This window comes from Chitinophaga agri (genome assembly GCF_010093065.1).
Lineage (GTDB): Bacteria > Bacteroidota > Bacteroidia > Chitinophagales > Chitinophagaceae > Chitinophaga > Chitinophaga agri.
Map to the genome: position 1 here is coordinate 4918235 of NZ_CP048113.1, position 23218 is coordinate 4941452.

Genomic DNA, 23218 nt, shown 5'->3' on the forward strand with positions numbered 1-23218 from the left:
ATGAAAAAGATCATTAACATAAACCTGGCCGGCCGCCTGATCGCTATCGAAGATAGTGCCTACGAAGTCTTGCGGCAGTACCTGGAAAGCTTAGCGCGGTATTTTTCCCGCGAAGAGGGTGGGGATGAGATTGTGAGTGATATTGAAAGCCGCATTGCCGAGATTTTCCTTGATAAATTAAAGACAACACATTGTATAACAGATGAGGATGTGCTGGCAGTAAAAGCGTCTATGGGCACCCCTGAGCAGTTTGATGAGGCTGAAGAAGGTGGTAAACAAAAGCAGTCTGCCAACGATGCTGCATACGATACTATCCGCCCGCGTAAAAGATTGTTCCGCGATCCGGACAGTAAAGTGCTCGGTGGTGTATGCGGCGGTCTGGGTGCTTACCTGAACGTAGACCCGATCGTCTTCCGTATCATATTCGCCTTACTCGCTATTGGTGGGTTCGGTACCGGTATCCTCGCATACTTCATCCTCTGGGTAGCAACGCCTGAGGCGAATACTTCTGCTGAAAAGCTGCAGATGAGAGGAGAGAAGGTCGATATAAATAATATCCGTGCTGCTGTACAGGACGAGATCAATGCTGCCAAAGGCCAGTTTAAGAACCTGGGTAATGATATCAAAAATTTTTCGCAGGGCCGCGGAAGGCAAGTTGGTAGCGATTTAGAGAGAGCGTTTCGCAATATTTTCGAAGCATTGGGGAAAGTGCTCTTGTTGCTCACCAAAGGGATCTTCTATTTTCTTGCGGTTGTGATATTCCTGTTGCTGATAGCTTTGGGAATCTTTGTCACCGCATCTTCTGCGGCCCTTTTCCCTCTCAAGAACCTGTTGCTCGCAGGTGCATGGCAGAATCTGATGCTGTGGGGAACTATTCTTCTACTGATAGGTATTCCTATCGTAGCACTGATCATCTTTTTTGTACGTAAGGCTACCGGTATCAAGGAAGCGAACCGTTATGTAGGATATTCCCTGAGTCTGCTCTGGTTTGCAGGTCTGATCTGCGCTATCTCACTTTTTGCGTCCATAGGGAAAGACTTCACGGCAGGTACGGTTGTAAAAGAAAAATTTGCGCTCGTGCAACCATCTGCCGGAACCTTAGTCATTAAACAGGCGGAAGATTATGCAGGTATTGATGATATCGACTTTTTCGGGCTTGCCATCAGGGCTGCTGAAGACACAGTGATTATCAACACCTCAAAGGTCAAGGTAGAAAAAAGTAGTTCAGACAGCTTCGAAGTAGTGGTAGAGCGGTATGCCTACGGAAGAAGAGTGGCTCAGGCAAGAGCCCTGGCCGGACAAATCGAATATAAGCTTGTGCAGGACGGCGGAACACTCTACATCCCTTCGGGCGTCTCCATCCCCGCCGACTCCAAATTCAGAGGTCAGCATGTCGTTGTGATCGTAAGAGTACCCGCTAATAAGAAGGTAATGATGGACCGAAACATCGAATATTCTAACGGATGGGAATTTGATGGTGATGATTGGGGCCACTGGAACCGGCATCGTAACAGAGGAGAAATAGAGATCAAAATGAATGAAGATGGTTCCTCTGAGGATGTACAGGACAGCAGCAAGTCCCTTCCATATGAAGAGAAATCGGAAAACAATAAAGATTCCCTGGAGCGGAACTACCGTTACAAGGGAACAAAACAGGAAAGTAAAACACCAGTAGAAGACAGCGGTTCCGGAAGCACACCGGCTACCCGTAACAGCGAAGCTGCCCTGGATGCACTGAGCTCAATCTCCTACAGTTTATATAAACTCGTTAAGTGATGGGATGGTGTAGTTGAGATTAAACTTTGTCATCACAATAAGTTCAATAGTTAAAGAAACATTAACCACGGTATTTACCGTGGTTTTTTTATTAAACCCCTAATAGCCCCTTTTTTTCCCGATCCGATTCCTGCCCTCGCGTTTTAAACCTTAATTTTGCGTTTTTAAACCGTTCATCAGGATAAGGCTAAGGAATGCAGGCAACAAAAAAAGCTACGATCAATATTGCGTTGGTAGGTAATCCGAATAGTGGAAAAAGTTCGCTCTTTAATGCGTTGACAGGTCTGAACCAGAAAGTGAGCAACTTTCCTGGGGTCACTGTCGATAAGAAAACAGGTGCAGCCTCCATTTCTCCTACCTTGCAAGCCAATATTATCGATCTGCCCGGTACTTATAGTCTCTATCCCAAAAGTGCGGACGAATTTGTCACTTATGATGTCCTGGTAAATCCTTCCGGCGATGAACAACCTGATATGGTCCTCATCATTGCTGACGCCTCCAACCTCAAACGCAACCTGCTCTTCTGTTCTCAGATCATGGACCTGAAAATTCCGGTCATCATTGGCCTGACCATGATGGATATTGCCCGTAAAAAAGGGGTGGAGATAGATGAAGCCGGTCTCGAAAGAGAGTTGGGAGTGCCCATTGTAACGATCAACCCCCGTAAGAATAAAGGGGTATCTGAACTGAAAAAAATGATCGACCTGGTGGCGAAAGAAAAACAGTCTGTTGCACCAAGAGACTTCATAGATAGTGCGGCCCTGGCTCCTGAAGTGGTCCGCGATATCAGGCAATATGTACAGGTGAAAAGTGATTATGCCGCCTTGCACGTGGCAGTTAATCATGGTGAACTCCCTTTCCTGAACGGAGGACAAAAACTGGCGATCACGAATCTATTACAGGCGAACCAGTTCAACAAGACCAAGGTACAGGCTGAAGAGATCATGCAGCGCTATGGCAGGATTAAGCATATCATGAAGAATACCGTGGTAGAAGCCGACCCTTTACAGAAACAGCTGCAAACCGAAAAACTCGATAATATATTATTACATCGCTTCTGGGGCTACGTGATCCTGCTAAGTATCATGTTTGTCATGTTCCAGAGCATCTTCTGGCTGGCATCCTTCCCGATGGACTGGATAGAGGCTGGTTTTGGTGCCCTGAGTGGATGGCTGACGAACATCCTGCCTGCCAATCAGCTGACGGACATCCTGGTGAATGGGGTAATTGCCGGTCTTGGGGGAATTGCTGTCTTCGTTCCACAGATCATGATCCTGTTCGCATTTATCACTGTGCTGGAAGACACGGGATATATGGCGAGGATCAGTTTCCTCACAGACAGACTGATGCGCCAGGTGGGACTGAACGGTAAATCAGTCATGCCACTGATCAGTGGTGTGGCTTGTGCCGTACCCGCGATCATGGCTACCAGGAATATTGAAAACAGGAAAGAGCGGCTGATCACCATCCTCATCACTCCGCTGATGAGCTGTTCTGCACGCTTACCTATTTATACAGTAATGATCGCCCTGGTGATACCCAATAAGCTGATATTCGGATTCTTTAATCTTCAGGGATTGGTGATGATGGGATTATATCTCTTGGGTTTTGTGATGGCATTACTCATCGCTGCACTGCTGAAACTATTCATCTCTATAAAAGAGAAAAGCTATTTTATAATGGAACTGCCAGTGTATCGTGCTCCCCGCTGGGCAAACGTTGGCACTACCATGGTACAGAAAGCCAAAATATTTATTACTGACGCAGGTAAGGTGATCATGATCATTTCTATCATTCTGTGGTTCCTTGCCTCTTTCGGACCTAAGGACAGAATGGAGAAAGTAACGGCGCATTATGAACAGCTGAAAACTGCTCATCCGGAGCAGAGTGAAGCTCTCGATATGGAACTGCAATCTGAAAAACTGTCTAATTCCTATGCAGGGGTATTGGGCCATGCGATTGAGCCGGTGATCCGTCCGCTGGGATATGACTGGAAAATCGGTATTGCGGTGATCACGTCCTTCGCAGCCCGTGAGGTATTTGTAGGTACAATGGCCACTCTATACAGCGTAGGAGAATCTCCGGAAGATAATGACGCCACCCTTAGAGAAAAGATGAGAAATGCAACCTGGCGGGATGGTAGTCCGGTATATACACTGGCAAGCGGGGTATCGCTGATGCTGTTCTACGCGTTTGCTATGCAATGTATGAGCACCCTTGCAATCGTAAAAAGAGAAACTAAATCCTGGAAGCTTCCCGCCATACAATTTGCTTATATGACAGTCCTGGCATATATATCGGCGTTCATTGCATTTGAATTACTGAAATAATCCTATTGCCAGGTACTACGCAGTGAAATAGCTTATATTGCAGTATAACCAGTCAAGGTATGAAAGTATTCATCCACAGTTTGCTGCTGCTGGTGGCTATAACCACCCGCGCACAGTCATCATTGGACTCCACACAATTAGTGAAAGATATTGAGACCCTTTCTTCAGATAAGTATGAGGGAAGAATGGTGGGTACGCGTGGAAGCCGTATGGCCCAGTTTTATATCCTCCGCCGTTTCCGCGAAAATGGTCTGCAGCTATTTCACAATACATATGAATATCCGTTTTACTTCAGCCATGAGGGCCGCCAGGTCATGGGCACCAATCTGTTTGGGTACATAAAAGGGAGGTCAGATGCTGTTATTGTGGTGACAGCACATTATGACCACCTGGGTACAAAACATCAGACAGATGGGAAAGACAGCATCTATAACGGTGCAGATGATAATGCCTCAGGAGTGGGTGGATTGCTGGCGTTAATGGGATACTATAAGAAGAATCAACCCCAGCATACCATCGTATTCGCAGCCTTGGATGGAGAAGAGGAAGGATTGCAGGGGGCGAGGGCCTTTGTGCAGCAACCTCCGGTATCGGCAGATAAGATCGTGTTGAATATTAATATGGACATGATTAGCCGGAATGATCAGCACGAGTTGTATGTATGCGGATTGGCTCAGTTTCCGCAGCTGAAGCCTTATTTCGAAGCAGCGGTTGCTACAGGCGGGCCAGTGACGTTACTATCTGGTCATGACCAAAAGGAAGAAGGTGCTGGTAACTGGTTGAATCAGAGCGATCATTACGAATTTTATAAGTTGAAGATACCCTTTCTGTATTTCGGCGTCGAAGATCATCCGGATTACCACAGATTGTCAGATGAGTTCTCTCATATCCAGCCATCATTTTACTACCAGGCAGTATTGAAAGTACTGAGTGTACTGGAATCAGCCGACAAAGGACTAAAGTAACGTGTAAGCGCCCCTTCCAGTGTGAGGGCGGCCAGCGCTTCCCCGACAGTACGTTTCCATTTTTTTTGTGCATCAGGACTTTGTCCGTGATTGGTTTCACGGTCATAGGCTTCCTGTAATTTATTCATTTCCCGGAAGGACTCAATGTATTGATATTGAATTATACTGTCGTAATCATCCGCAGTCAGTTCCATAGATCTTATGCGCTGCTGGAAGCGCAGGGCGACAAGCCAGGTAATATCGAAATGGATCTGTTCGTGTTCCAGAGAATAGCTATCTCTGGCGAATGATTTGACCCAGGAAGCACTTTTAATGAAAAAAACCTGCAGGGTCAGATTGATCTGTAGGGTATCTTTTTTAAGAAGGCTACTTCCTTCATAGGCAAAACTGGTGTATGAGACAGCTGCACTCGGGCCGCGCAGGGGAGGAGTAGCTTTGAAGTCAGACCAGTTAAGCTTCCGGTGAGGCTGATAAAAGAGAGAATCGGAGTCAGGATTTTCCGGACGGCGATCGGGGGTGAATACTATTTTAATGATCGTAACAGGGCTGGGTCCTTTCGGAGGGACCGCAGGAAAGCATAAGGAAGACCATATGAAATGCAGGAATAAAAACATAGCACCCGTTCAGGATTAAAGGTACATTTTTTCGTAACTTACAATCTACCAAAACAATCGCACTATGTACGGTGGCGGATATATTTACGATGATCCTAACAGGTCCCGTCAGCAGGAAGAACAACTGGTTGACGATCCTGTAAAGCTGGCCGCGTTTGAGGCGCGTATTACCAGAGGGGAGAAGATTGAGCCCGGCGACTGGATGCCGGCAGAGTATCGCAGGCAGCTGATCCGGTTGATAGAACAGCATGCTCATTCTGAGGTGATTGGCGCTTTGCCGGAGGGTACCTGGATCACCCGGGCACCCGGATTTAAACGGAAGCTGGCACTGATCGCTAAAGTGCAGGATGAGATTGGGCATGGACAGCTTTTGTATAATGCCGCAGAAACATTAGGAAAGTCCCGCGAAGCGATGATCAATGACCTGTTAAGTGGGAAGTCGAAATATTCCAATGTATTTAATTATCCGGCCGAAACCTGGGCAGACGTTACAGTGATAGGCTTCCTAATAGACGCGGCTGCCATTGTAAACCAGGTGGCTAATTCCAAAGGTTCTTACGGCCCTTACTGCCGGGCACTGGAAAGGATCTGTTATGAAGAGAGTTTCCATCTGAAACAGGGACATGATGCATTTATTGAACTGGCAACAGGCACCCCGGCACAAAAAGCAATATTGCAGGATGCACTTAACCGATGGTGGCAGCCCATCATGCATTTCTTTGGTCCACCGGATAAGGTATCCAGTCATAGCGAAAAGCTGATGCAATGGAAAGTGAAGATGGCTAGTAATGACGATATGCGTAATCAGTTCCTGGACGCCTATGTGCCTAAAATATGGGAGCTGGGCCTGACATTGCCGGACCCTTCATTGAAAAAGGACAAAGAAACTGGCAAATGGGAATATTCGGATCCTGACTGGGAGCTGTTTTTTGAAGTGATCAAAGGAAATGGTCCCTGCAATAAAGAACGGCTGAATGTACGTAAGTGGGCTGAAGAGCATGGGCGCTGGATAAGAAAAGCACTGATGCGTGAGGATGAGCGAGCGCGTACGGCATTGCCGGTAGCATAAGATAGCATAGATAAGTCAGGTAGTATATAGAATAGATAGTTCCCCGGAGATATAAGAAAGTACCACGATTATGAATGAATCACTGGATCCACGTGTTAACCGGCTACGGTTAAATAATAGTGACGGCTCCTTCACCATTGAGGAAGGAGAAAACTGGAATGTATTTGAAGTTTTTCACCAGGAGAAAAGAGGCGCGCACCATGAACATGTCGGTTGTGTACATGCGCCTGATGCCAATCTCGCATTGATTTTTGCCAAAGAACAATTTGGCCGCAGGAAGAAGTGTGTTAATCTCTGGGTAGTACGTAGTGCGGATATTCTCGCATTTGACCTGGAAGATGAAGACATGTTTGCCAACAATCCGGATAAAACCTACCGGGATGCCAGCGGATTCAAGGTCATGGAGAAGATCAACAAATTTAAAGCACAGTCAAAATAGTTCACCCATATCCCAATGCAATTACAACAAGCATTACCCGAACTGCTCACTAAAATAGCAGATGATGAGCTGATCATTGGTCACCGTAATTCAGAATGGACTGGTTTGGGACCCGTAATGGAAGAAGATATCGCATTCTCTTCTATGGCACAGGACAAAATAGGACATGCGTGGGCACTCTATCGCATCCTGCAGGAACATTTTGGAGGAGGAGACCCGGACCACTTTGCATTTATGAGACAAGCCGGCGAATATAAATGCTGTCATTTTGTGGAGCTGCCCATCGGATCCTATGAGTTCAGCCTGATGCGGCATTTCCTGTTCGATCATGCCGAAACAGTCCGTTACCAGTCTTTTGCTCAAAGTAGTTTTGTTCCCTTACAACAGTTGGCCGGTAAGATAAAAGGCGAATTAAAATATCATACACTGCACGCAGACGCATGGATATTACAATTGTGCACAGCCGGAGAAGACAGTCGTCAGCGAATGCAACATGCACTGGATCAATGCTTCCAGCTGGCAGGAGGCATATTTGAACCCGGCGCGGGAGAGGCACTGCTAATAGCTGAAAAAGTGTACCCGGGAGAGGAGGCATTGTGTGAGCAATGGCTGAAAAATATTTCACACGTTATAGAAAAAGCAGGGCTGCGTTTGCCTCAAATGACCACTCCGGTTTATGGGGGGCGTACAGGGCAGCATACCCAGCATCTGCAACAATTATTAAACGAAATGGGAGAAGTATTCCGGCTGGATCCGGAAGCTACCTGGTAGAAAAAACAAGGCTATGCAAACAATTACCACATTACAGGCTGTCTACAATGCTCTGGAACATGTTATGGACCCTGAAATTCCCGTATTAAATGTACTCGAACTGGGTATGATCACTGATGTAAAGATTGACCTGGAGGGAGTGCATATTAAAATGATCCCAACATTTTCTGCCTGCCCCGCTATTGACCTTATCCGGGAAAACATTACCAATACTGTGGAAAGAGAGCTGCAGATGCCGGCTATCGTCACGGTAGACAAAGAGGTGAACTGGAACAGTAACCGACTGTCAGAAGAAGCAAAAGAGAAACTGCGGAACTATGGGATCGCTGCTCCTGTAAGACATGAAGGGGATGTAAGCCTTGACCTGCTTGAGAAGGCGAACTGCCCACATTGTGGCAGTGAGAGCACCTATCTGCGTTCCCCTTTTGGCTCCGCCCTTTGCAGAGCGCTCCATGTTTGCCGCCAGTGTGGGATGATGTTTGAGCAGTTCAAGCCGCTCTAATAAGGATACATATATATATGTCCTTATTATTCACTACTTTCACGCTCAAAAAACAGGGCATGAAGATAGGCTTGTATTTTGGGTCTTTTAATCCCATACATACCGGGCATCTGATTATTGCGAATTATGTGGCATACAATACGGATCTTGATAAAGTTTGGTTAGTGGTTTCTCCACAAAACCCGCTAAAGCCTTCGGGGTCATTATTGAATGAACATACCCGCTTTCATCTGGTGGAGCTGGCAATTAAGGATGAACCCAAATTAAGAGCGAGCAATATCGAATTTTCTCTGCCCAGGCCTTCTTTTACCATAGATACATTGACTTATCTGGGGGAAAAATTTCCTACCCAGGAGTTTACCATCATAATGGGGAGTGATAGTTTTAAAAATATCACCCGTTGGAAGAACTATCAGCAGATCGTCAAGAATTATCCTATCTGCGTATATCTGCGTCCTGGCCACGAAGTGACGGAAACATATGGTGCGCATGTGGAAATACTGAAGGCGCCGATGCTTGATATTTCTTCAACAGATATCCGTCAGTATGTGCAGGAAGGCAAGCCTATCCGGTACATGGTGCCAGATAATGTGGCTGCCTATATTGCTGAGAATAACTACTATAAATAGATCAGTGTTTAATGCGCACTTCCCGCTTTTTAGTAAAGAACTCATTAGAGTAAATATCTAATAGCAGGATAAACATAGAGATCAGCAATGGCCCGAATATCAATCCTATAAATCCAAAGAGATTCACACCTATAAGTACACCGAATACCGTGATCAGAGGATGTACATCTCCTATTCTTTTAGCCAGCACAAACCTGAATATATTATCAGAAGTACCTACCACAGCAAATCCATATACCAGTACACCGATGCCCTGCCAGGTCATGCCAGTGCCTAGCAGATAAAGCCCCATCGGAACATATACAGCTGCCGCACCGACTACCGGCAACATAGCTGTGAAGCAGGTAACTGCAAACCAGAACATAGGTTGAGGTACCTGGAAAATAAAGTAGCCTATCAGCGAGACGATTCCCTGGATAACGGCAATGGCTGGTATACCTACCGCATTGGCAACCACAAGTTTCTGAAATTCAGTGCCCAGCCGTAGCACGTTTTCATCTTTCAGTGGAATATATTCATATAGCCAGGCTTCCATCTTACGACCGTTTACCAGCATAAAATACAGAATGAAATAAAGTATAGCGATGGCAGTTAGTGTGTTGAAGGTTGCACCCAGCAATGTGGGGAGGACAGCCGTCAGGTATTCCTGCAGTTTTTCAAGTTTTACCTGCGACATCACATCAATATTCGTGGACTGCTTTATCCGTAAATTGAATTGCTCAAGTCCCTGCACAAGTTCCTGGGAATGAGATACCGCGTAGCCGATCTTGTCTGTTAGCATATTAATAAGTAAACCGAAAGGCAGCAGAATAATGATGAAAGACATGAACATAAGTATACCGGCAGCAAGGCTCTTTTTCCAGTTACGTTGTTCTACCAGCCGGAACATATATTTCCGACTTAGTACATACATGGTAACAGCGCCTAAAAATCCGGGGAGAAAAGTATACAACTCTCTAAATAGCACGTATGCCAGTAGGAGAATGATAAGAAGAAAGCTGACTTGTTTTATTTGTTGGTTGTCTATTACGCTCATGAGGTTAAAGGTTATTCTGCCATTTTGGTAGCGGTTTCGCAAATCGATATAACTAACCTGCAAAAAGAGTACCGTTCGCAGCAATAGTGCCAGTTGATAGAAATCTAAACTATTACAGCTGCTAAAGTGTTTAGACAGTGCAGGTTATTGATCATGTATCAGTAATAGATCATTTTTCTTTAACAGTTATTCTCACTTAAATGTAATTATTGGAATAATGTTTGTTCCCTGTACAGTACGATTGTTAAAATCATTTGTTCACTTTTAAAACTTTATTTTATGGCAAGCAACGGTTCAAAAGCAGTTGTATCATTCATTGTAGGTGCAGCAGTTGGTGTAGCAGTAGGCTACTTCCTGAACTCTGACAAGAAAGATGAACTGGTAGACAAGCTGAAATATCAGGCAGATAAGCTGAAAGACAAGTTCAAGAAAAAGAAGGAACAATATGAGGATGCTTTGGAAAATGAGTTAGCATAATCTTGCTTGTTGCACAAAAAATATTTGCATGGAAGATAATTTCAGCAATTACTTCAATCAGACCGGTAAGGTTGCCAAAGAATATCTGGAAACCAGATTGGACCTGATTAAGCTTCAGGCAGCAGGAAAGCTATCGAAAGCCTTAGGGCTTTTCTTCTCACTGATACTGGCTTTCCTGCTGTTCTTTTTTGTTATTGTATTCCTTGGCATGGTGCTGGGATTCTGGATAGGTGAAATGACCAACAGTTTTACGTTAGGATTTTCCTGCTCAGCAGGTCTATTCGTGGTACTGCTGGGTATATTGCTCGCATTCCGGAAACCACTTATTCAGGTGCCATTATCCAACTTGCTTATCAAAGAGCTGTTGAATGAAATGGATATGGATGATTCCGACAGGGACAATGAGAAAAAAGTGAAAGAAGCTGAAACAGGTAACAGGTCTGAGGAGGAAGAAGAAGAATTGTACGAACAACTATAACAATGTTGAAAGCATTAATGATAAACCTTTACACATGCCCAAGGTGAAAGTAACGAACACCGATCTGTTACAAAAGGAAATCAACCGTCTGAAAAAACGTTCCCGCGCATTGGAAAATGAGTTAGGAGACAGGCTTGATCATTTCAAAGGTAATTATGGGAAGATGGCATTAAACTCTGTGATCCCAGGAAGCGCGAAAGGCGCTGGTATGATGGGTATTGTAGGGCGTGTCGCCAAGGTTGCCTGGCAGAGTGGAAGTTTCAAATCATTCACTACCAATGCATTGATGACAGCCCTCGAGTTTGCAGGGGTCAGGCTTGGTATTAATCTGTTTGATAAATTCAGGAAGAGCCGCAGCAAAAAGAAAAAAGCTAAAGCTGCGGCTGCACAGGAAGAAGATTGATCTAGGTTTGTTATCCCCAAACCTTTGTTCCTTCACTACAATTTGCACAAATATCGATATTGGCGCGACCTGTTTGTAGCTGGGTTCTGAATTTAATGTACTTATCGTCGTGCCACAATTCCTTGAAAGATTCTTTCTTCAGATCGCCCAATTTATGCTGAGCGTCCTTATCAAAACAGCATGGTACAACCAGACCGTCCCAGGTGATAACAGGAGAGTGCCATAAGCGCCAGCAGCTATTACCCATTTTGTTCTTGATAGTATAGGTACCATCATCATTACGATGATAACGGCTGTATTTATCAATGGTCGGAATCAGTCGGTTCCCTTCTTCATAGTCGTATACCTGCGCTGTCTTAAAACGAACTTCGTCTACACCAATTTCCTTCGCCAGTTTCTTAATATCCTCGATCTGATGTTCATTTGGTTTTACTACCAGGAACTGGAAAAAGACAAATGGCGTTTTAGACTTCAGTTCTTTTTTCCATTTTACGATATTCTTTGCTCCCTGAATAACTTTCTCCAGATTACCACCTACGCGGTATTGAGTGTAGACATCCTGAGTCGTACCATCAATGGAAATGATCAGCCGGTCAAGACCACTTTCTACTGTTTTTCGGGCATTTTCTTCCGTAAGATAGTGTGCATTGGTAGAGGTAGCCGTATAGATACCTTTCGCATGCGCATATTTTACCATTTCCAGAAAACCCGGATTGAGGAAGGGTTCCCCCTGGAAATAGAAGATCAGGTATAACAGCTCCTTATAGATCTCATCAATGGTCTTTCTGAAAAAATCCTGTTGCAACATACCAGTAGGACGGGTAAATGCGCGCAGTCCGCTTGGACATTCAGGACACCTCAGATTGCATGACGTTGTCGGTTCGAAAGATACGGATATAGGATAACCCCACTGAACAGGCTTACCGGTCCACTTGCTTACGAAATAACTGCTTAGTACCTTTCCGGCGTTCCAGGCACGGCGCGGCGTGAACTTGGAAAACAGATTGAGGGTATCGTTAAGATTAAATTCTGGCATAACAACATCACTTATTCTTGTAAAAATAAGATAACTATGCCGGTTATGTATAATAATAATTATACTTGCTGTGAAATTTGAAAAACCTTCATATTTAATGCGAAAGCTGAATAAATAAAAAGTGTCAAAACTCCGAATTAAGAAGTCACGGCGTCTTATTTACGTCCTTTTATTCCTGATATGTGTAGCTTTCTGTGGCTGGCTTTGGTGGCTGGATAAAGAAGAGACTATCAACTTTGTACGATACGAAGAATTTGGTATTGATATGCCGGTGAATTATTCTATCCACGGCATAGATGTATCAAAATTCCAGAAAAATATTAACTGGTCTGCAGTGGAGCAGATGCAGGTAGACAGGATCCATATTTCCTTTGCTTTTATTAAAGCGACGGAAGGAATTACCCGTCAGGATGCAAACTTTAAGCAGAACTGGCAGAAAGCTAAGAAGGCTGGCATTATACGGGGAGCTTATCATTTCTTTTATTCCACGAGAGATCCGTTGAAACAGGTGATCAATTTCCAGAATGTCGTACAGCTTGAACCTGGTGACCTTCCGCCTGTACTGGACATAGAGGTGCACAATAATCAGCCACCAGCAGTGATCAGATCTACAGCAAGAATATGGCTGGAGGAAATGGAAAAGGCATACGGTGTGAAGCCGATCATCTATACGAATATGCACTTTTATGAAGACTATCTGGGAGAGGAGTTTGATAAGTATCCGCTCTGGGTGGCGCATTACTATCAGAAAGAGCGCCCTTCCACCAAAAGGCACTGGCTGTTCTGGCAGCATAGTGACATGGGGCGGGTAAATGGTATCAGAACAACAGTTGATTTTAACGTCTTCAGGGGAGATAGTCTCGCTTTGCGAAAACTTTGTCTGCCCTGATACAAAACAGCATTGATATGGAATCACAGGAACCACAATACGACAAAAAGGAACCCTTTGACATGAGGATTGTATTCTACTTCGCGAGGATAGTCCGCACCGTGTTTCTGTTCTTTTTCTGGATGATGATAAACGTATTTCTGGGACTGTATCTAGGATTTGCAATCCCCGGAGAATCTACGCCCGGAAGGATGATCTTCTTTTACAGCTGGGCGATACTATCACTTGGAGGATATCTCTGGATCGTTATCCGGATGTGGCGGAAAAGTGAGAAGGTACAAGACAATTACAAATAAAAAAGTGATCAATCATGTGTATGACTGCCAGCACTTTCGCCTGACAAAACCCATAATTGATCACTTTCAGTACTTATCCCTTACAGCAATGTTGTCTGCTGCAAGTATGCTTGTTGCATACCTTTAATTATGCGGGCAACATCTTCCTCAGACTTTCCCGTTTTGCGTTCCAGTCTGACATACAGCTCCCGTTCTTTACCCCTTTCAAACACTAGATCTTCGTCTGAAAGTTGATTGAAACGCTGTTTTAGCAGTTTCTTCAGTACCGACCACTGGTAACCCCGGATGTTCATAGTAGCGTTTTTTAAATATGTGTTATTGAATTGTATATGTAGATATCCAAGTTGCCAATTTTCGATTCTAATCCGTGCGATGCCTTTGGGTAACTGTCAATTGCTGAGGTATAACTATCATGGTTATCAACACGGCTAGGCTACATAATATTCAAAGTCTATGCCATCCGGCGGCAGTAAATGTTAAAACATTTCTAATAAAGGAACGCCGTATTTCCTCTACTGGCGCGTATTTCACCCCTGCCCACATAAAAAAAACATCCCGAAAGCTGTGCTAAAGTGCTGCTAAAACTTATCCATCAAGAATATTGCAATCTATTGCACCAAACGCGGCATCTATGCCTATGTGGAGGATGCTGCCCATTGGAACCAACGGTTTGGGGCGCGTTTTGTGGAATGCATTACTCATAAGCGCCAACGAAACCCTAATTAGCAAGGTTTTCAGAGCTGGAACAGACTTTGCAAAGTATTAATTGTACTTGACACGCAAACATTCTAAAACGGAACATATGCTAAGTGAGAAAGAGAAAGATCAAAAGTCTTCAGAAGAATACAACCAACCGGAGCAGCATCCCGTTGAAGTGTTAAAAACAAGTAAAGCAGATAATTCACGCAGCCCACTACACGGAGACCTCTCCGAAGCACCAGAAGAGGAAAACGCAGTGGTACGCGATCAGGATACTAAAAAAGATACTAAAGACTAAATCGTTATTTACCATGATTTATTGATTAACCTTTAAATGGTAATTTCCCAACAGAGGAATAAAACGATTAGTTAGAACTTCTTCTTTAATGTTGTGGTGTATAGCAGGCCGTCCCATTCATGGGATGGTTTTCTTTTTTTAGCTACTATGGTCGGCAATGATCTTCCATTGCCCTTTGGTCTTCCTGATAAGCAGTGAAAAGTGTCCCTCCAGGTCCCCAATGCTTCTCGCCAGGTGCCACTTTCCTACCACAAACCATGTGTCGCTGGCAACAGATTTCATCTCAAGTATATCAAAATGGAGCTTTCCCATAGCTGTCGTGTCTGGATAAGATCGCTTATAATTATCCAAGGTTGCCTGCCAGCCGTAGGTCGGACCCCTTTTACCAATAAAGATCAATGAGTCCGACTGCCAGTACGTGCTCATAAAACTGTCGAGATTGCCCTCGTTCCAGGAGTCAGTCTGCTTTTGCAGTAAAGCCTTGATGGCAGACGCTGATCGTTGGGCATGTACCCCTGTGAATGGGGCTGCCAACAGGATAAGGAACAACAAAAAACGCATGGTAATTTTTAGTAAAAGATAAACAGTTTTTGCGAGGAAGGGCAATATGATTGTACTACCTTTGCAAAAATCAACAACTTATGCCCGGATATGAATTTTTTGGCCCGGAAGAACGCAAGGAAGTAAATGATGTACTGGAAACAGGCATTTTTATGCGTTATGGCTTTGATGGTCCCCGTAAAGGCATCTGGAAAGCTAAGGAACTTGAACAGGCCATATCTGAAAAACTGAACGTAGGCCATACACACCTGGTATCCAGCGGTACTGCCGCCCTTACTACCGCCTTTGCGGCATTAGGCATTGGTGCAGGAGATGAGGTGATCATGCCAACATTTACATTTGTAGCCAGCTTTGAATGTATTTTCTCCGTTGGTGCAACACCTGTACTTGTGGATGTGGACGATACCCTGACGCTGGATCCGAAAGCTGTAGAAGCCGCCATTACTCCGCGTACAAAAGTGGTAATGCCCGTTCACATGTGCGGTTCAATGGCCGACCTTGACGCATTGAAAGCTATCTGCGATAAACATAACCTGATATTACTCGAAGATGCCTGCCAGTCATTTGGCGGTACCTATAAAGGAAAGGCCCTCGGCACCATTGGTCACGCAGGCGCTTTCTCATTTGACTTTGTAAAAACGATCACTTGTGCTGAAGGTGGCGCAGTGGTAACCAACGACAAAGACGTTTACGTAAAATGTGATGCCTATGCAGACCATGGCCACGATCACCTTGGTGTAGACCGCGGCGCAGACCTGCATCCTTATGTTGGGTATAACTACCGTATCTCCGAACTGCATGCTGCAGTGGGTCTGGCACAGGTACGTAAACTGGATACTTTCCTGAGTATTCAGCGTAATATCAAAAAGATCTTCAAAGACGCTCTGGCTGAAGTGCCTGGTGTAACTTTCCGCCGTTTGCCGGACGCGGAAGGTGATAGTGCTACCTTCCTGGCTTTCTTCCTGCCTGAAGAGAATCAGGCAAGAGCTGCTGCCGCTGCGATGAAAGCTGCGGGTCTCGCCGCGTTCTACTGGTTTGACAACAACTGGCATTACATCCGTAACTGGGCGCACTTTAAGGAAAGTACTGTACTGACCCGTTTTGCCCCAGGTTTGCAACAGGCAATGGAGATCTACAAAACGAAACAGTTTCCAGCTTCTGATGCGATCATGAGCCGTTGCATCTGTACACCGATCAACCTTGGCTGGAGCGAAGAAGAAGTAAAACAACGTGCAGAGAAACTGGTGAATGCAGTAAAGAGCGCTTTATAATCAGATAAGCATGAAAAAAGTAGCCTTAATTCCCGCCCGCTATGGTGCTACCCGTTTTCCGGGTAAACTGATGGCGCAGCTGGGAGGAAAGTCGGTTATATTACGTACTTACGAAAGCACAGTCAACACTGGTGTGTTCGATGAAGTAATGGTCGTTTGCGATAATGAGATCATCTACAACGAAATTGTGAATAATGGCGGTAAAGCTGTTATGAGCAAAAAAGAACACGAGTGTGGTACCGATCGCATCGCAGAGGCAATAGAAGACCGTATTGATGTGGATATCGTTGTAAACGTGCAGGGTGATGAGCCTTTTACCCAAAAAGAACCGCTGGAGAAATTACTGCAGGTTTTTGAAGGGGAAGAAGGTAAGCAGGTGCAGGTGGCCTCACTGATGCAGGAACTGAAAGACTGGAACGCCATTCAGGACCCTAATTATGTGAAAGTCGCTGTTGATAAAAGATCCAATGCGCTGTTCTTCTCCCGTTCAGTGATACCTTATCCCCGTGATAAGAATGTCGCCACTACTTATTACGAACATATCGGTATCTATGCATTCCGCAGACAAACACTGATGGACTTTACCAAAATGCCTGTTAGTCCGCTGGAAGCTGCTGAAAAAGTAGAATGCCTGCGCTACCTGGAAAATGGTATACCAATGAAGATGGTCGTGACGGAGTACATGGGCGTAGAGATTGATACTCCGGAAGACCTGGTGAAGGCGGAAAAATTACTGTAATACTTACTAAAATATTAAACCACCGAGATGAAATTCAGGAACTTTAAAATGGTTGATTATGTGGTGTTTGGCCGTGGTGCGTTTGACCAGCTTGATGAAATACTCGCTCCCCGTCGTAAAGGTGATGCACCCATGATATTTTTTGTGGACTACTTTTTCGAAGGGAATGAAACCTTTGCAAAACGTATTCCTCTGAGAGGAAAAGACAAGATTGTTTACATCGATGTTACTGACGAGCCAAAGACAAAGTATGTAGATAAGGTCAGAGACGACCTGAAAGCAGAATTTGGTGAAGTAAGCGGTATCATCGGTATCGGCGGTGGCTCCGTAATGGATATGGCGAAAGCGGTATCTCTCATGATGACCAATCCGGGATCTTCAGCTGACTATCAGGGCTGGGACCTCGTGAAATTTGCCGGTGTGTATAAAGTAGGTATCCCTACTATTTCTGGTACTGGTGCTGAAGTTAGCCGCACATGTGTGCTGACCGGCCCTACCCGTAAACTGGGTATGAACTCTGACTTTACACCATTTGACCAGATCGTACTGGATCCGGAATTAATCAGAGGTGTACCGGTTAATCAGCAGTTCTATACTGCGATGGACTGCTATATTCACTGTATAGAATCCCTTCAGGGTACTTACCTGAACGCTTTCAGCCGGTCGTATGGAGAAGAAGCACTGCGCCTGTGCCAGGAGATCTTCCTGCACAAGGAGAAATGGGATGATGATGCAGATGAGAAACTGATGATGGCTTCCTATGCTGGTGGAATGAGCATCGCTTATTCCCAGGTAGGGGTAGCACATGCGGTTAGTTATGGTCTGGCTTACCTGTTAGGAACCAAGCACGGCATAGGTAACTGTATCGTGTTTGATAAACTGGAAGAGTTCTATCCGGAAGGTGTGAAAGAGTTCAAAGAAATGGTGAAGAAACACAACATTGACATTCCGCAGGGTATCACCAAAGGATTGACCGACGAGCAGTTTAATATCATGATCGATGTGTCTCTGGGTATGGCTCCGCTGTGGGAAAATGCACTGGGCAAAGACTGGAAAGAACAGATGACCCGTGAGCGTTTACGCGCTTTATACGAGCAGCTGTAAGCACAAGATCGCAATGTCTTAATAATAACAGAAAAAGCCGTCGGCCAGTAAGGCCGACGGCTTTTTCTGTTCCGGTATAACCGGTATTTGCAAAATATTTTAGCGAAGAAGTCTTCTGATAGGGGTTCTCATATGTACAAACCGCCACATCAGCTGTAACTTATGGTTGTGATAAACGAATAACAGATACATAGAGGCCAGTAAGGTTACCACCGCTGTGCAATAGAAGGTAAGCGAAAAGAAGCGGGCGTCATTGTGGTATATGAACGCAGACAGATAAGCACCCAGGCCTATACCTGCTTCCATGGCGATATACATACTGGCCAATGCCCGTCCTTTGAACTGCGGATGTCCCAGATCAATGGTCCAGGCGGTAATAGCCGGAGAGTTCAGCCCGACAGAAATACCATATATGATAGCCGCCGTCAGCATCATTGCCGGTGTGTGAGCTACCGCCAGTATAAATACCGCTATCGCCATTGTAAAGGACGAGATCTTCAGAATTGGTACCCGGCCATATTTGTCAGATACCTTCCCCGCCAGTAACCGGATACCGATGGAAGCTGCTGTAAAGAAAGTAAAGAACAGGCCCTTATTCTGGATGCCCAGATGGGAACTGAAATCAGGAATGATCGTGAACAGCGCCCCGTAGCTTAGGTAAGTCAGGAAAGTAATGATCACAGGCGCCAGCACCAATGGTTCAAAAAGTTCACTTTTGGAGATCTTCAGAGTGGATAACCGAAAGCCCTGCTTATCTACCAGCGTCTCCCGCATGCCTCCTACCAGGATCACCACCGACAGCAATGCAAAGGCAGCGGATACCTGGAACATCACCTGTATATCCCAAATGGTAGAGATATAACCGCCGATGGCTGGTCCTAATGCCAGCCCTATTGTACTGAACAGGCCAACCATACCCATGGCTTCCGCCCGGCGGGTAGCCGGTACTATATCCGAAACATAGGCGGCCGTACCTGTTGGCTTAAAGCCGGTAGAAAACCCATGAAAGAAACGAAGTAACAAAAATGCCCCTACAGAGCTGACCAGCGGATAAAGCAGACTACACACTACACACACCACTGAACCAAAGATCATGACGGGTACACGCCCGATTGTATCTGTCAGTTTCCCGCTGAATGGTCGGGATAATCCCGCCATTAGGGTAAAAAGCGCAAGAATATATCCTTTGTAGTCCTCACCGCCCATCCGGGTCAGATAAGCTGGCAATTCCGGAAGCAACATGTTAAAGCTGGCGGAAAACAGTGCATTGCTGAGGCAGAGCATGATAAAGTGGAAGGTATACACTCTTCCGGGCGACTGATCCATACTGCAAAGTTACAGATAAACGACACATACCCAGGAGCTTACTGCGAAAATTACAACTAATGTTATTTTATCAGCAAGCTGGTGTTAAATTTGTTTATCACCCCAATAAAAAAGGTATGGAAAACAAAGATCTCCGCCTGGCTGTCCTTATCGACGCAGATAATATTCCTCACGCAAGTGTAAAAGAGATGATGGAAGAAGTGGCTAAATATGGTATTCCCACCTTCAAACGTATCTATGGCGACTGGACCAAGCCTACACTGGCGGGCTGGAAGACTGTCCTGCTGGACAATGCTATCACACCCATCCAGCAATATGCCTATACTTCCGGAAAGAATGCCACAGACTCAGCCATGATCATAGATGCCATGGACATCCTGTACACAGGCCGGGTAGATGGGTTCTGTCTCATTACCAGTGATAGTGACTTCACCCGTCTGGCCACCCGGCTCAGAGAAGCTGGGATGCGCGTATTCGGGCTGGGAGAGAAGAAGACGCCCAGCGCCTTCCGGGCTGCCTGTGACAAATTCATCTATCTGGAAATTCTGGTCAGCGACAAGAAGGATACCTCTGTCAAACAAAAGACCGTAAAGGAAAAAAGTAACAAAGCGATCAGTAAGGCAGATAAAGAAGTGGTCAATATGCTGGGTGCCAGCATCAATGATATTGCTGATGAAGATGGATGGGCGTACCTGGGTGAACTGGGTAACCTGTTGTTGAAAAAACAGCCTGACTTTGATGCCCGTAATTACGGATATAGCAAACTTTTACAGCTGATCAAGAGTTTTGATGACTTTGAAATAGACATCAGGGAGAGCGGCCGTAAGATGGGGAAACTCGTATATGTCAGGGTAAAATAAGACATAAAAAAAGCCATTTTACAATGGAGTAAAACAGCTTTTGAATATCTTAAGTTGTTGAATACTAGCGCTTAGCGTATTTTATAGCCGCGTAGAGGAACATTAATGTGAAAAGAATGATCACAACATAAGTCAATATGTGAGCAACTTTATCTCCGGCTCTGTAAAAGTCTGTAGTCTCTACGTTATTGATTACTTCAAGCAACATAAAAAAAATGTTTATTGGTCTGGGCTGCAAGTTAGCGCATTCTCTTTAAAAATCCCAACATAGACAGCCGCCTAATAACTAAGCAGTTGCTGTATGCATTGATGCATACGTGTTTTCGCCAGGAAATTTTTCTCCAGCTCAGCAGCAAACGGTACCGGTGTGTCCAATCCGGCACAACGCATCACCGGTGCGTCCAGTGAGGTAAAGCAATGCTCTGCTATCCAGGCGCTGATCTCTGCACCCAGTCCGCCCGTCAGGGTATCTTCATGTAAGATCAATACTTTTCCTGTTGCGGCTACTGCGGTCCTGATAGCGTCATAGTCCAGTGGCTGTAAAGTACGGAGGTCAAGGATGTATGATGACTGCTCCGGATGTTGCTGTGCATACTCCAGCGCCCAGTGTACGCCACTACCATAAGTGATGATACTGATATCATCTCCGCTTTGTATAATATTGGCTTTCCCGATCTCAATCGTATACCATTCCTCAGGTACTGGTCCGCTGATACTACGGTATAACGCTTTATGCTCGAAATAGAGTACCGGGTTCGGATCTGCAAAAGCAGCCAGTAGTAATCCCTTCGCATCTGCTGGTGTTGCGGGGTACACTACTTTTAACCCCGGTACATGCGTGAACCATGCTTCATTGCTCTGGGAATGGAATGGTCCGGCACCTACGCCTGCTCCTGCCGGGAGCCGTATCACTACATCTGCATTCTGACCCCAGCGGTAATGGATCTTAGCCAGATTATTAACGATCTGATTGAATCCACAGGTGACAAAGTCACCAAACTGCATTTCTACCATGCTTTTATACCCCATGATAGATAATCCCAGTCCTGCGCCAACAATAGCGCTTTCACAAAGGGGCGTATTTCTGATCCTTTCTTTACCAAATGTATCGGAGAAGCCTTCTGTTATTTTAAATGCACCTCCATATGCTGCTATATCCTGCCCCATGAAGATAAGGTTAGGATATCGCTCCAGTGCCTGACGAAGGCCTTCTGAGATGGCATTTATAAATCTTTTCTCAGCTACCGGAGTTGTGACCGGTGGTGGAACTGCCGATGGTGCTGGTGCATAGATATCCTGTAATTCATCTGCTATAGATACAGCGGGAGAGGTGGCAGATAATGCCTCATTGATATCCTTTTCTATCTCATATTTCAGTGTATTTCTGATTTCACTGATCTTTTCAGTGTCCAGGAGATGGAGGTACTGCAGGAACCCCTCGAAATGACGGATAGGATCCTGTTTCGCCCATTCTTCCAGTAAGGCAGGCGGTACATATTTGGTACCACTCGCTTCTTCATGACCACGCATGCGGAAGGTCATCGCCTCGATCAGGACTGGTTGCTGTTCGTTCAGCGCATGTCCTTTCGCTTCTTTGACAGCATGGTAAACTTCCAGGAGATTGTTCCCGTTGATGCGCATACCACGCATGCCATAACCCGCGGCTCGCTGCACCAGTTGTTCACAGCGGTATTGTTCTTCGACGGGGGTACTCAGGCCATAGCCGTTGTTCTCTATGAGGAATATGACAGGAAGGCCCCACACCGCTGCTACATTGAGGGCTTCATGAAATTCGCCTTCACTGGTGCCTCCCTCGCCGGTAAAAGCGAGGGAGACCTTATTTTCTTTTCTTAGTTTATGTGCCAGGGAAATGCCATCCGCAATAGATAGCTGAGGCCCCAGGTGAGAGATCATGCCACATATATGGTGCTGCCGGCTGCCAAAGTGAAAGGATCGTTCCCGTCCTTTACTGAACCCCAGCGGGCTGCCCTGCCATTGATGAAACAATTGCTGCAGGGGCATTTTTCTGCCTGTGAATACCCCCAGATTACGATGAAGTGGGAGTATCCATTCGTCTTTATCCAACGCTAATGTGGCGCCAACTGCTATGGCTTCCTGGCCGATGCCCGAAAACCATTTGCTTACTTTGCCCTGGCGGAGCAGTAAAAGCATCTTTTCTTCTACCATCCGGGGATAAAGCAGCTGTTTGTAAAAACTCAGCAGTTCTTCATCACTGATATGTGCACGTTCAAAGTACATGGTATAAAAACTCAATCTTTTTCTCCTCCTGCAATGCCATGCATGATACTATTGATAACAGACAGGACAATACTGAATAGCAGCGCCCAGAAGAAGCCATCCACCTCAAATCTATCCACCAGGTTAGCTGCCAGCAGAATGATCACGGCATTAATAACAAGCAGGAACAAACCCAAAGTGATCACTGTTACGGGGAGTGTCAGTAATATCAGGACAGGTTTGACCAGCAGGTTCAAGATAGCCAATACCAGTGCGAGTATAAGCGCAGTCTTGAAATCCGGAAGGTGAACACCAGGCAAAATGTATGCTGTGACCATTGCTGCCAGGGCAGTGACAAGCAACCTGATTATAATGTTCATGGGGAGTCAATTTTTCAGGGAAGATACTGAAA

Annotated in this window: 26 protein-coding genes; 18 read left to right on the plus strand and 8 right to left on the minus strand. The window is 45.4% G+C overall.

Going from position 1 to position 23218, the window contains the following annotated elements; translation table 11 throughout:
- From GWR21_RS19510 to GWR21_RS19520, 3 genes are all read left to right on the plus strand, one after another.
- Complete coding sequence (locus GWR21_RS19510) at nucleotides 1-1776, plus strand: PspC domain-containing protein (RefSeq protein ID WP_162333367.1); 1776 nt, start codon at nucleotides 1-3, stop codon at nucleotides 1774-1776.
- Nucleotides 1777-1970: 194 nt separating this feature from the next.
- Entirely contained in the window at nucleotides 1971-4106 is a 2136-nt protein-coding gene (feoB, locus tag GWR21_RS19515) for a ferrous iron transport protein B (RefSeq protein WP_162333368.1), read from the plus strand.
- 59 nt (nucleotides 4107-4165) lie between these two features.
- Entirely contained in the window at nucleotides 4166-5071 is a 906-nt protein-coding gene (locus tag GWR21_RS19520; RefSeq protein ID WP_162333369.1) for a M28 family peptidase, read from the plus strand.
- Here the strand turns inward: GWR21_RS19520 and GWR21_RS19525 are convergent.
- Entirely contained in the window at nucleotides 5011-5685 is a 675-nt protein-coding gene (locus GWR21_RS19525; RefSeq protein WP_162333370.1) for a DUF922 domain-containing protein, read from the minus strand. The genes GWR21_RS19520 and GWR21_RS19525 overlap by 61 nt on opposite strands.
- A 64-nt stretch (nucleotides 5686-5749) precedes the next feature.
- On the opposite strand from GWR21_RS19525, the gene paaA reads away from it, so the two are divergent.
- From paaA to nadD, 5 genes are all read left to right on the plus strand, one after another.
- On the plus strand, nucleotides 5750-6754 hold the full coding sequence (paaA, locus tag GWR21_RS19530; RefSeq protein ID WP_162333371.1) for a 1,2-phenylacetyl-CoA epoxidase subunit PaaA: 1005 nt from the start codon (nucleotides 5750-5752) through the stop codon (nucleotides 6752-6754).
- 70 nt (nucleotides 6755-6824) lie between these two features.
- Complete coding sequence (locus GWR21_RS19535) at nucleotides 6825-7193, plus strand: 1,2-phenylacetyl-CoA epoxidase subunit B (RefSeq protein ID WP_162333372.1); 369 nt, start codon at nucleotides 6825-6827, stop codon at nucleotides 7191-7193.
- 15 nt (nucleotides 7194-7208) lie between these two features.
- Nucleotides 7209-7964 (plus strand): 1,2-phenylacetyl-CoA epoxidase subunit PaaC, encoded by a 756-nt coding sequence (gene paaC / locus GWR21_RS19540; RefSeq protein WP_162333373.1) that lies wholly within the window; start codon nucleotides 7209-7211, stop codon nucleotides 7962-7964.
- Nucleotides 7965-7977: 13 nt separating this feature from the next.
- Nucleotides 7978-8466, plus strand: a complete 489-nt coding sequence (paaD, locus tag GWR21_RS19545; protein ID WP_162333374.1) for a 1,2-phenylacetyl-CoA epoxidase subunit PaaD — start codon at nucleotides 7978-7980, stop codon at nucleotides 8464-8466.
- 17 nt (nucleotides 8467-8483) lie between these two features.
- On the plus strand, nucleotides 8484-9095 hold the full coding sequence (nadD, locus tag GWR21_RS19550) for a nicotinate (nicotinamide) nucleotide adenylyltransferase (RefSeq protein ID WP_238429897.1): 612 nt from the start codon (nucleotides 8484-8486) through the stop codon (nucleotides 9093-9095).
- Between the two features lies 1 nt (nucleotide 9096).
- Here nadD and GWR21_RS19555 read toward each other — a convergent pair whose 3' ends face one another.
- Nucleotides 9097-10131 (minus strand): AI-2E family transporter, encoded by a 1035-nt coding sequence (locus GWR21_RS19555; RefSeq protein WP_162333375.1) that lies wholly within the window; start codon nucleotides 10129-10131, stop codon nucleotides 9097-9099.
- A 279-nt stretch (nucleotides 10132-10410) separates the two neighbouring features.
- Here GWR21_RS19555 and GWR21_RS19560 point away from each other — a divergent pair, with 279 nt between their 5' ends.
- The 3 genes from GWR21_RS19560 to GWR21_RS19570 are packed head-to-tail and all read left to right on the plus strand — an operon-like array spanning nucleotide 10411 to nucleotide 11489.
- Complete coding sequence (locus GWR21_RS19560) at nucleotides 10411-10608, plus strand: YtxH domain-containing protein (protein ID WP_162333376.1); 198 nt, start codon at nucleotides 10411-10413, stop codon at nucleotides 10606-10608.
- Nucleotides 10609-10636: 28 nt separating this feature from the next.
- Nucleotides 10637-11086, plus strand: a complete 450-nt coding sequence (locus GWR21_RS19565) for a hypothetical protein (RefSeq protein WP_162333377.1) — start codon at nucleotides 10637-10639, stop codon at nucleotides 11084-11086.
- A 34-nt stretch (nucleotides 11087-11120) separates the two neighbouring features.
- On the plus strand, nucleotides 11121-11489 hold the full coding sequence (locus GWR21_RS19570) for a hypothetical protein (protein ID WP_162333378.1): 369 nt from the start codon (nucleotides 11121-11123) through the stop codon (nucleotides 11487-11489).
- Nucleotides 11490-11499: 10 nt separating this feature from the next.
- On the opposite strand, the gene GWR21_RS19575 is transcribed toward GWR21_RS19570, so the two are convergent.
- Nucleotides 11500-12525, minus strand: a complete 1026-nt coding sequence (locus GWR21_RS19575; RefSeq protein ID WP_162333379.1) for an SPASM domain-containing protein — start codon at nucleotides 12523-12525, stop codon at nucleotides 11500-11502.
- A gap of 121 nt (nucleotides 12526-12646) precedes the next feature.
- Between GWR21_RS19575 and GWR21_RS19580 the strand changes: the two genes are divergently transcribed.
- Nucleotides 12647-13414, plus strand: a complete 768-nt coding sequence (locus GWR21_RS19580) for a glycoside hydrolase family 25 protein (RefSeq protein WP_162333380.1) — start codon at nucleotides 12647-12649, stop codon at nucleotides 13412-13414.
- A 17-nt stretch (nucleotides 13415-13431) separates the two neighbouring features.
- Nucleotides 13432-13710, plus strand: a complete 279-nt coding sequence (locus GWR21_RS19585) for a hypothetical protein (RefSeq protein ID WP_162333381.1) — start codon at nucleotides 13432-13434, stop codon at nucleotides 13708-13710.
- 80 nt (nucleotides 13711-13790) lie between these two features.
- On the opposite strand, the gene GWR21_RS19590 is transcribed toward GWR21_RS19585, so the two are convergent.
- Nucleotides 13791-14003 (minus strand): general stress protein CsbD, encoded by a 213-nt coding sequence (locus tag GWR21_RS19590; protein ID WP_162333382.1) that lies wholly within the window; start codon nucleotides 14001-14003, stop codon nucleotides 13791-13793.
- A 509-nt stretch (nucleotides 14004-14512) separates the two neighbouring features.
- On the opposite strand from GWR21_RS19590, the gene GWR21_RS19595 reads away from it, so the two are divergent.
- On the plus strand, nucleotides 14513-14707 hold the full coding sequence (locus tag GWR21_RS19595; RefSeq protein WP_162333383.1) for a hypothetical protein: 195 nt from the start codon (nucleotides 14513-14515) through the stop codon (nucleotides 14705-14707).
- Nucleotides 14708-14845: 138 nt separating this feature from the next.
- Here the strand turns inward: GWR21_RS19595 and GWR21_RS19600 are convergent, their stop codons facing one another.
- A complete protein-coding gene (locus tag GWR21_RS19600; RefSeq protein WP_162333384.1) occupies nucleotides 14846-15268 on the minus strand; it encodes a YybH family protein in 423 nt (140 codons plus the stop codon).
- Between the two features lie 80 nt (nucleotides 15269-15348).
- On the opposite strand from GWR21_RS19600, the gene GWR21_RS19605 reads away from it, so the two are divergent.
- The 3 genes from GWR21_RS19605 to GWR21_RS19615 are packed head-to-tail and all read left to right on the plus strand — an operon-like array spanning nucleotide 15349 to nucleotide 18382.
- Nucleotides 15349-16539: a DegT/DnrJ/EryC1/StrS family aminotransferase gene (locus tag GWR21_RS19605; RefSeq protein ID WP_162333385.1), complete on the plus strand. Its 1191-nt coding sequence runs from the start codon at nucleotides 15349-15351 to the stop codon at nucleotides 16537-16539.
- 10 nt (nucleotides 16540-16549) lie between these two features.
- The gene (gene kdsB, locus GWR21_RS19610; RefSeq protein WP_162333386.1) at nucleotides 16550-17278 is read left to right on the plus strand and encodes a 3-deoxy-manno-octulosonate cytidylyltransferase; all 729 of its coding nucleotides are present in this window, start codon (nucleotides 16550-16552) and stop codon (nucleotides 17276-17278) included.
- A 27-nt stretch (nucleotides 17279-17305) separates the two neighbouring features.
- Nucleotides 17306-18382: an iron-containing alcohol dehydrogenase family protein gene (locus GWR21_RS19615; protein WP_162333387.1), complete on the plus strand. Its 1077-nt coding sequence runs from the start codon at nucleotides 17306-17308 to the stop codon at nucleotides 18380-18382.
- Nucleotides 18383-18481: 99 nt separating this feature from the next.
- Here GWR21_RS19615 and GWR21_RS19620 read toward each other — a convergent pair whose 3' ends face one another.
- Nucleotides 18482-19708, minus strand: a complete 1227-nt coding sequence (locus tag GWR21_RS19620) for an MFS transporter (RefSeq protein ID WP_162333388.1) — start codon at nucleotides 19706-19708, stop codon at nucleotides 18482-18484.
- A gap of 116 nt (nucleotides 19709-19824) precedes the next feature.
- On the opposite strand from GWR21_RS19620, the gene GWR21_RS19625 reads away from it, so the two are divergent.
- Nucleotides 19825-20568 carry an NYN domain-containing protein gene (locus GWR21_RS19625; RefSeq protein WP_162333389.1) on the plus strand — a complete coding sequence of 248 codons (744 nt, stop codon included), beginning with the start codon at nucleotides 19825-19827 and terminating at the stop codon, nucleotides 20566-20568.
- A gap of 279 nt (nucleotides 20569-20847) precedes the next feature.
- Here GWR21_RS19625 and GWR21_RS19630 read toward each other — a convergent pair whose 3' ends face one another.
- Together GWR21_RS19630 and GWR21_RS19635 are read right to left on the minus strand one after the other, a co-directional pair.
- Entirely contained in the window at nucleotides 20848-22827 is a 1980-nt protein-coding gene (locus tag GWR21_RS19630; RefSeq protein ID WP_162333390.1) for an alpha-ketoacid dehydrogenase subunit alpha/beta, read from the minus strand.
- Nucleotides 22828-22838: 11 nt separating this feature from the next.
- A complete protein-coding gene (locus tag GWR21_RS19635; protein ID WP_162333391.1) occupies nucleotides 22839-23186 on the minus strand; it encodes a phage holin family protein in 348 nt (115 codons plus the stop codon).
- Nucleotides 23187-23218: the final 32 nt, after the last annotated feature.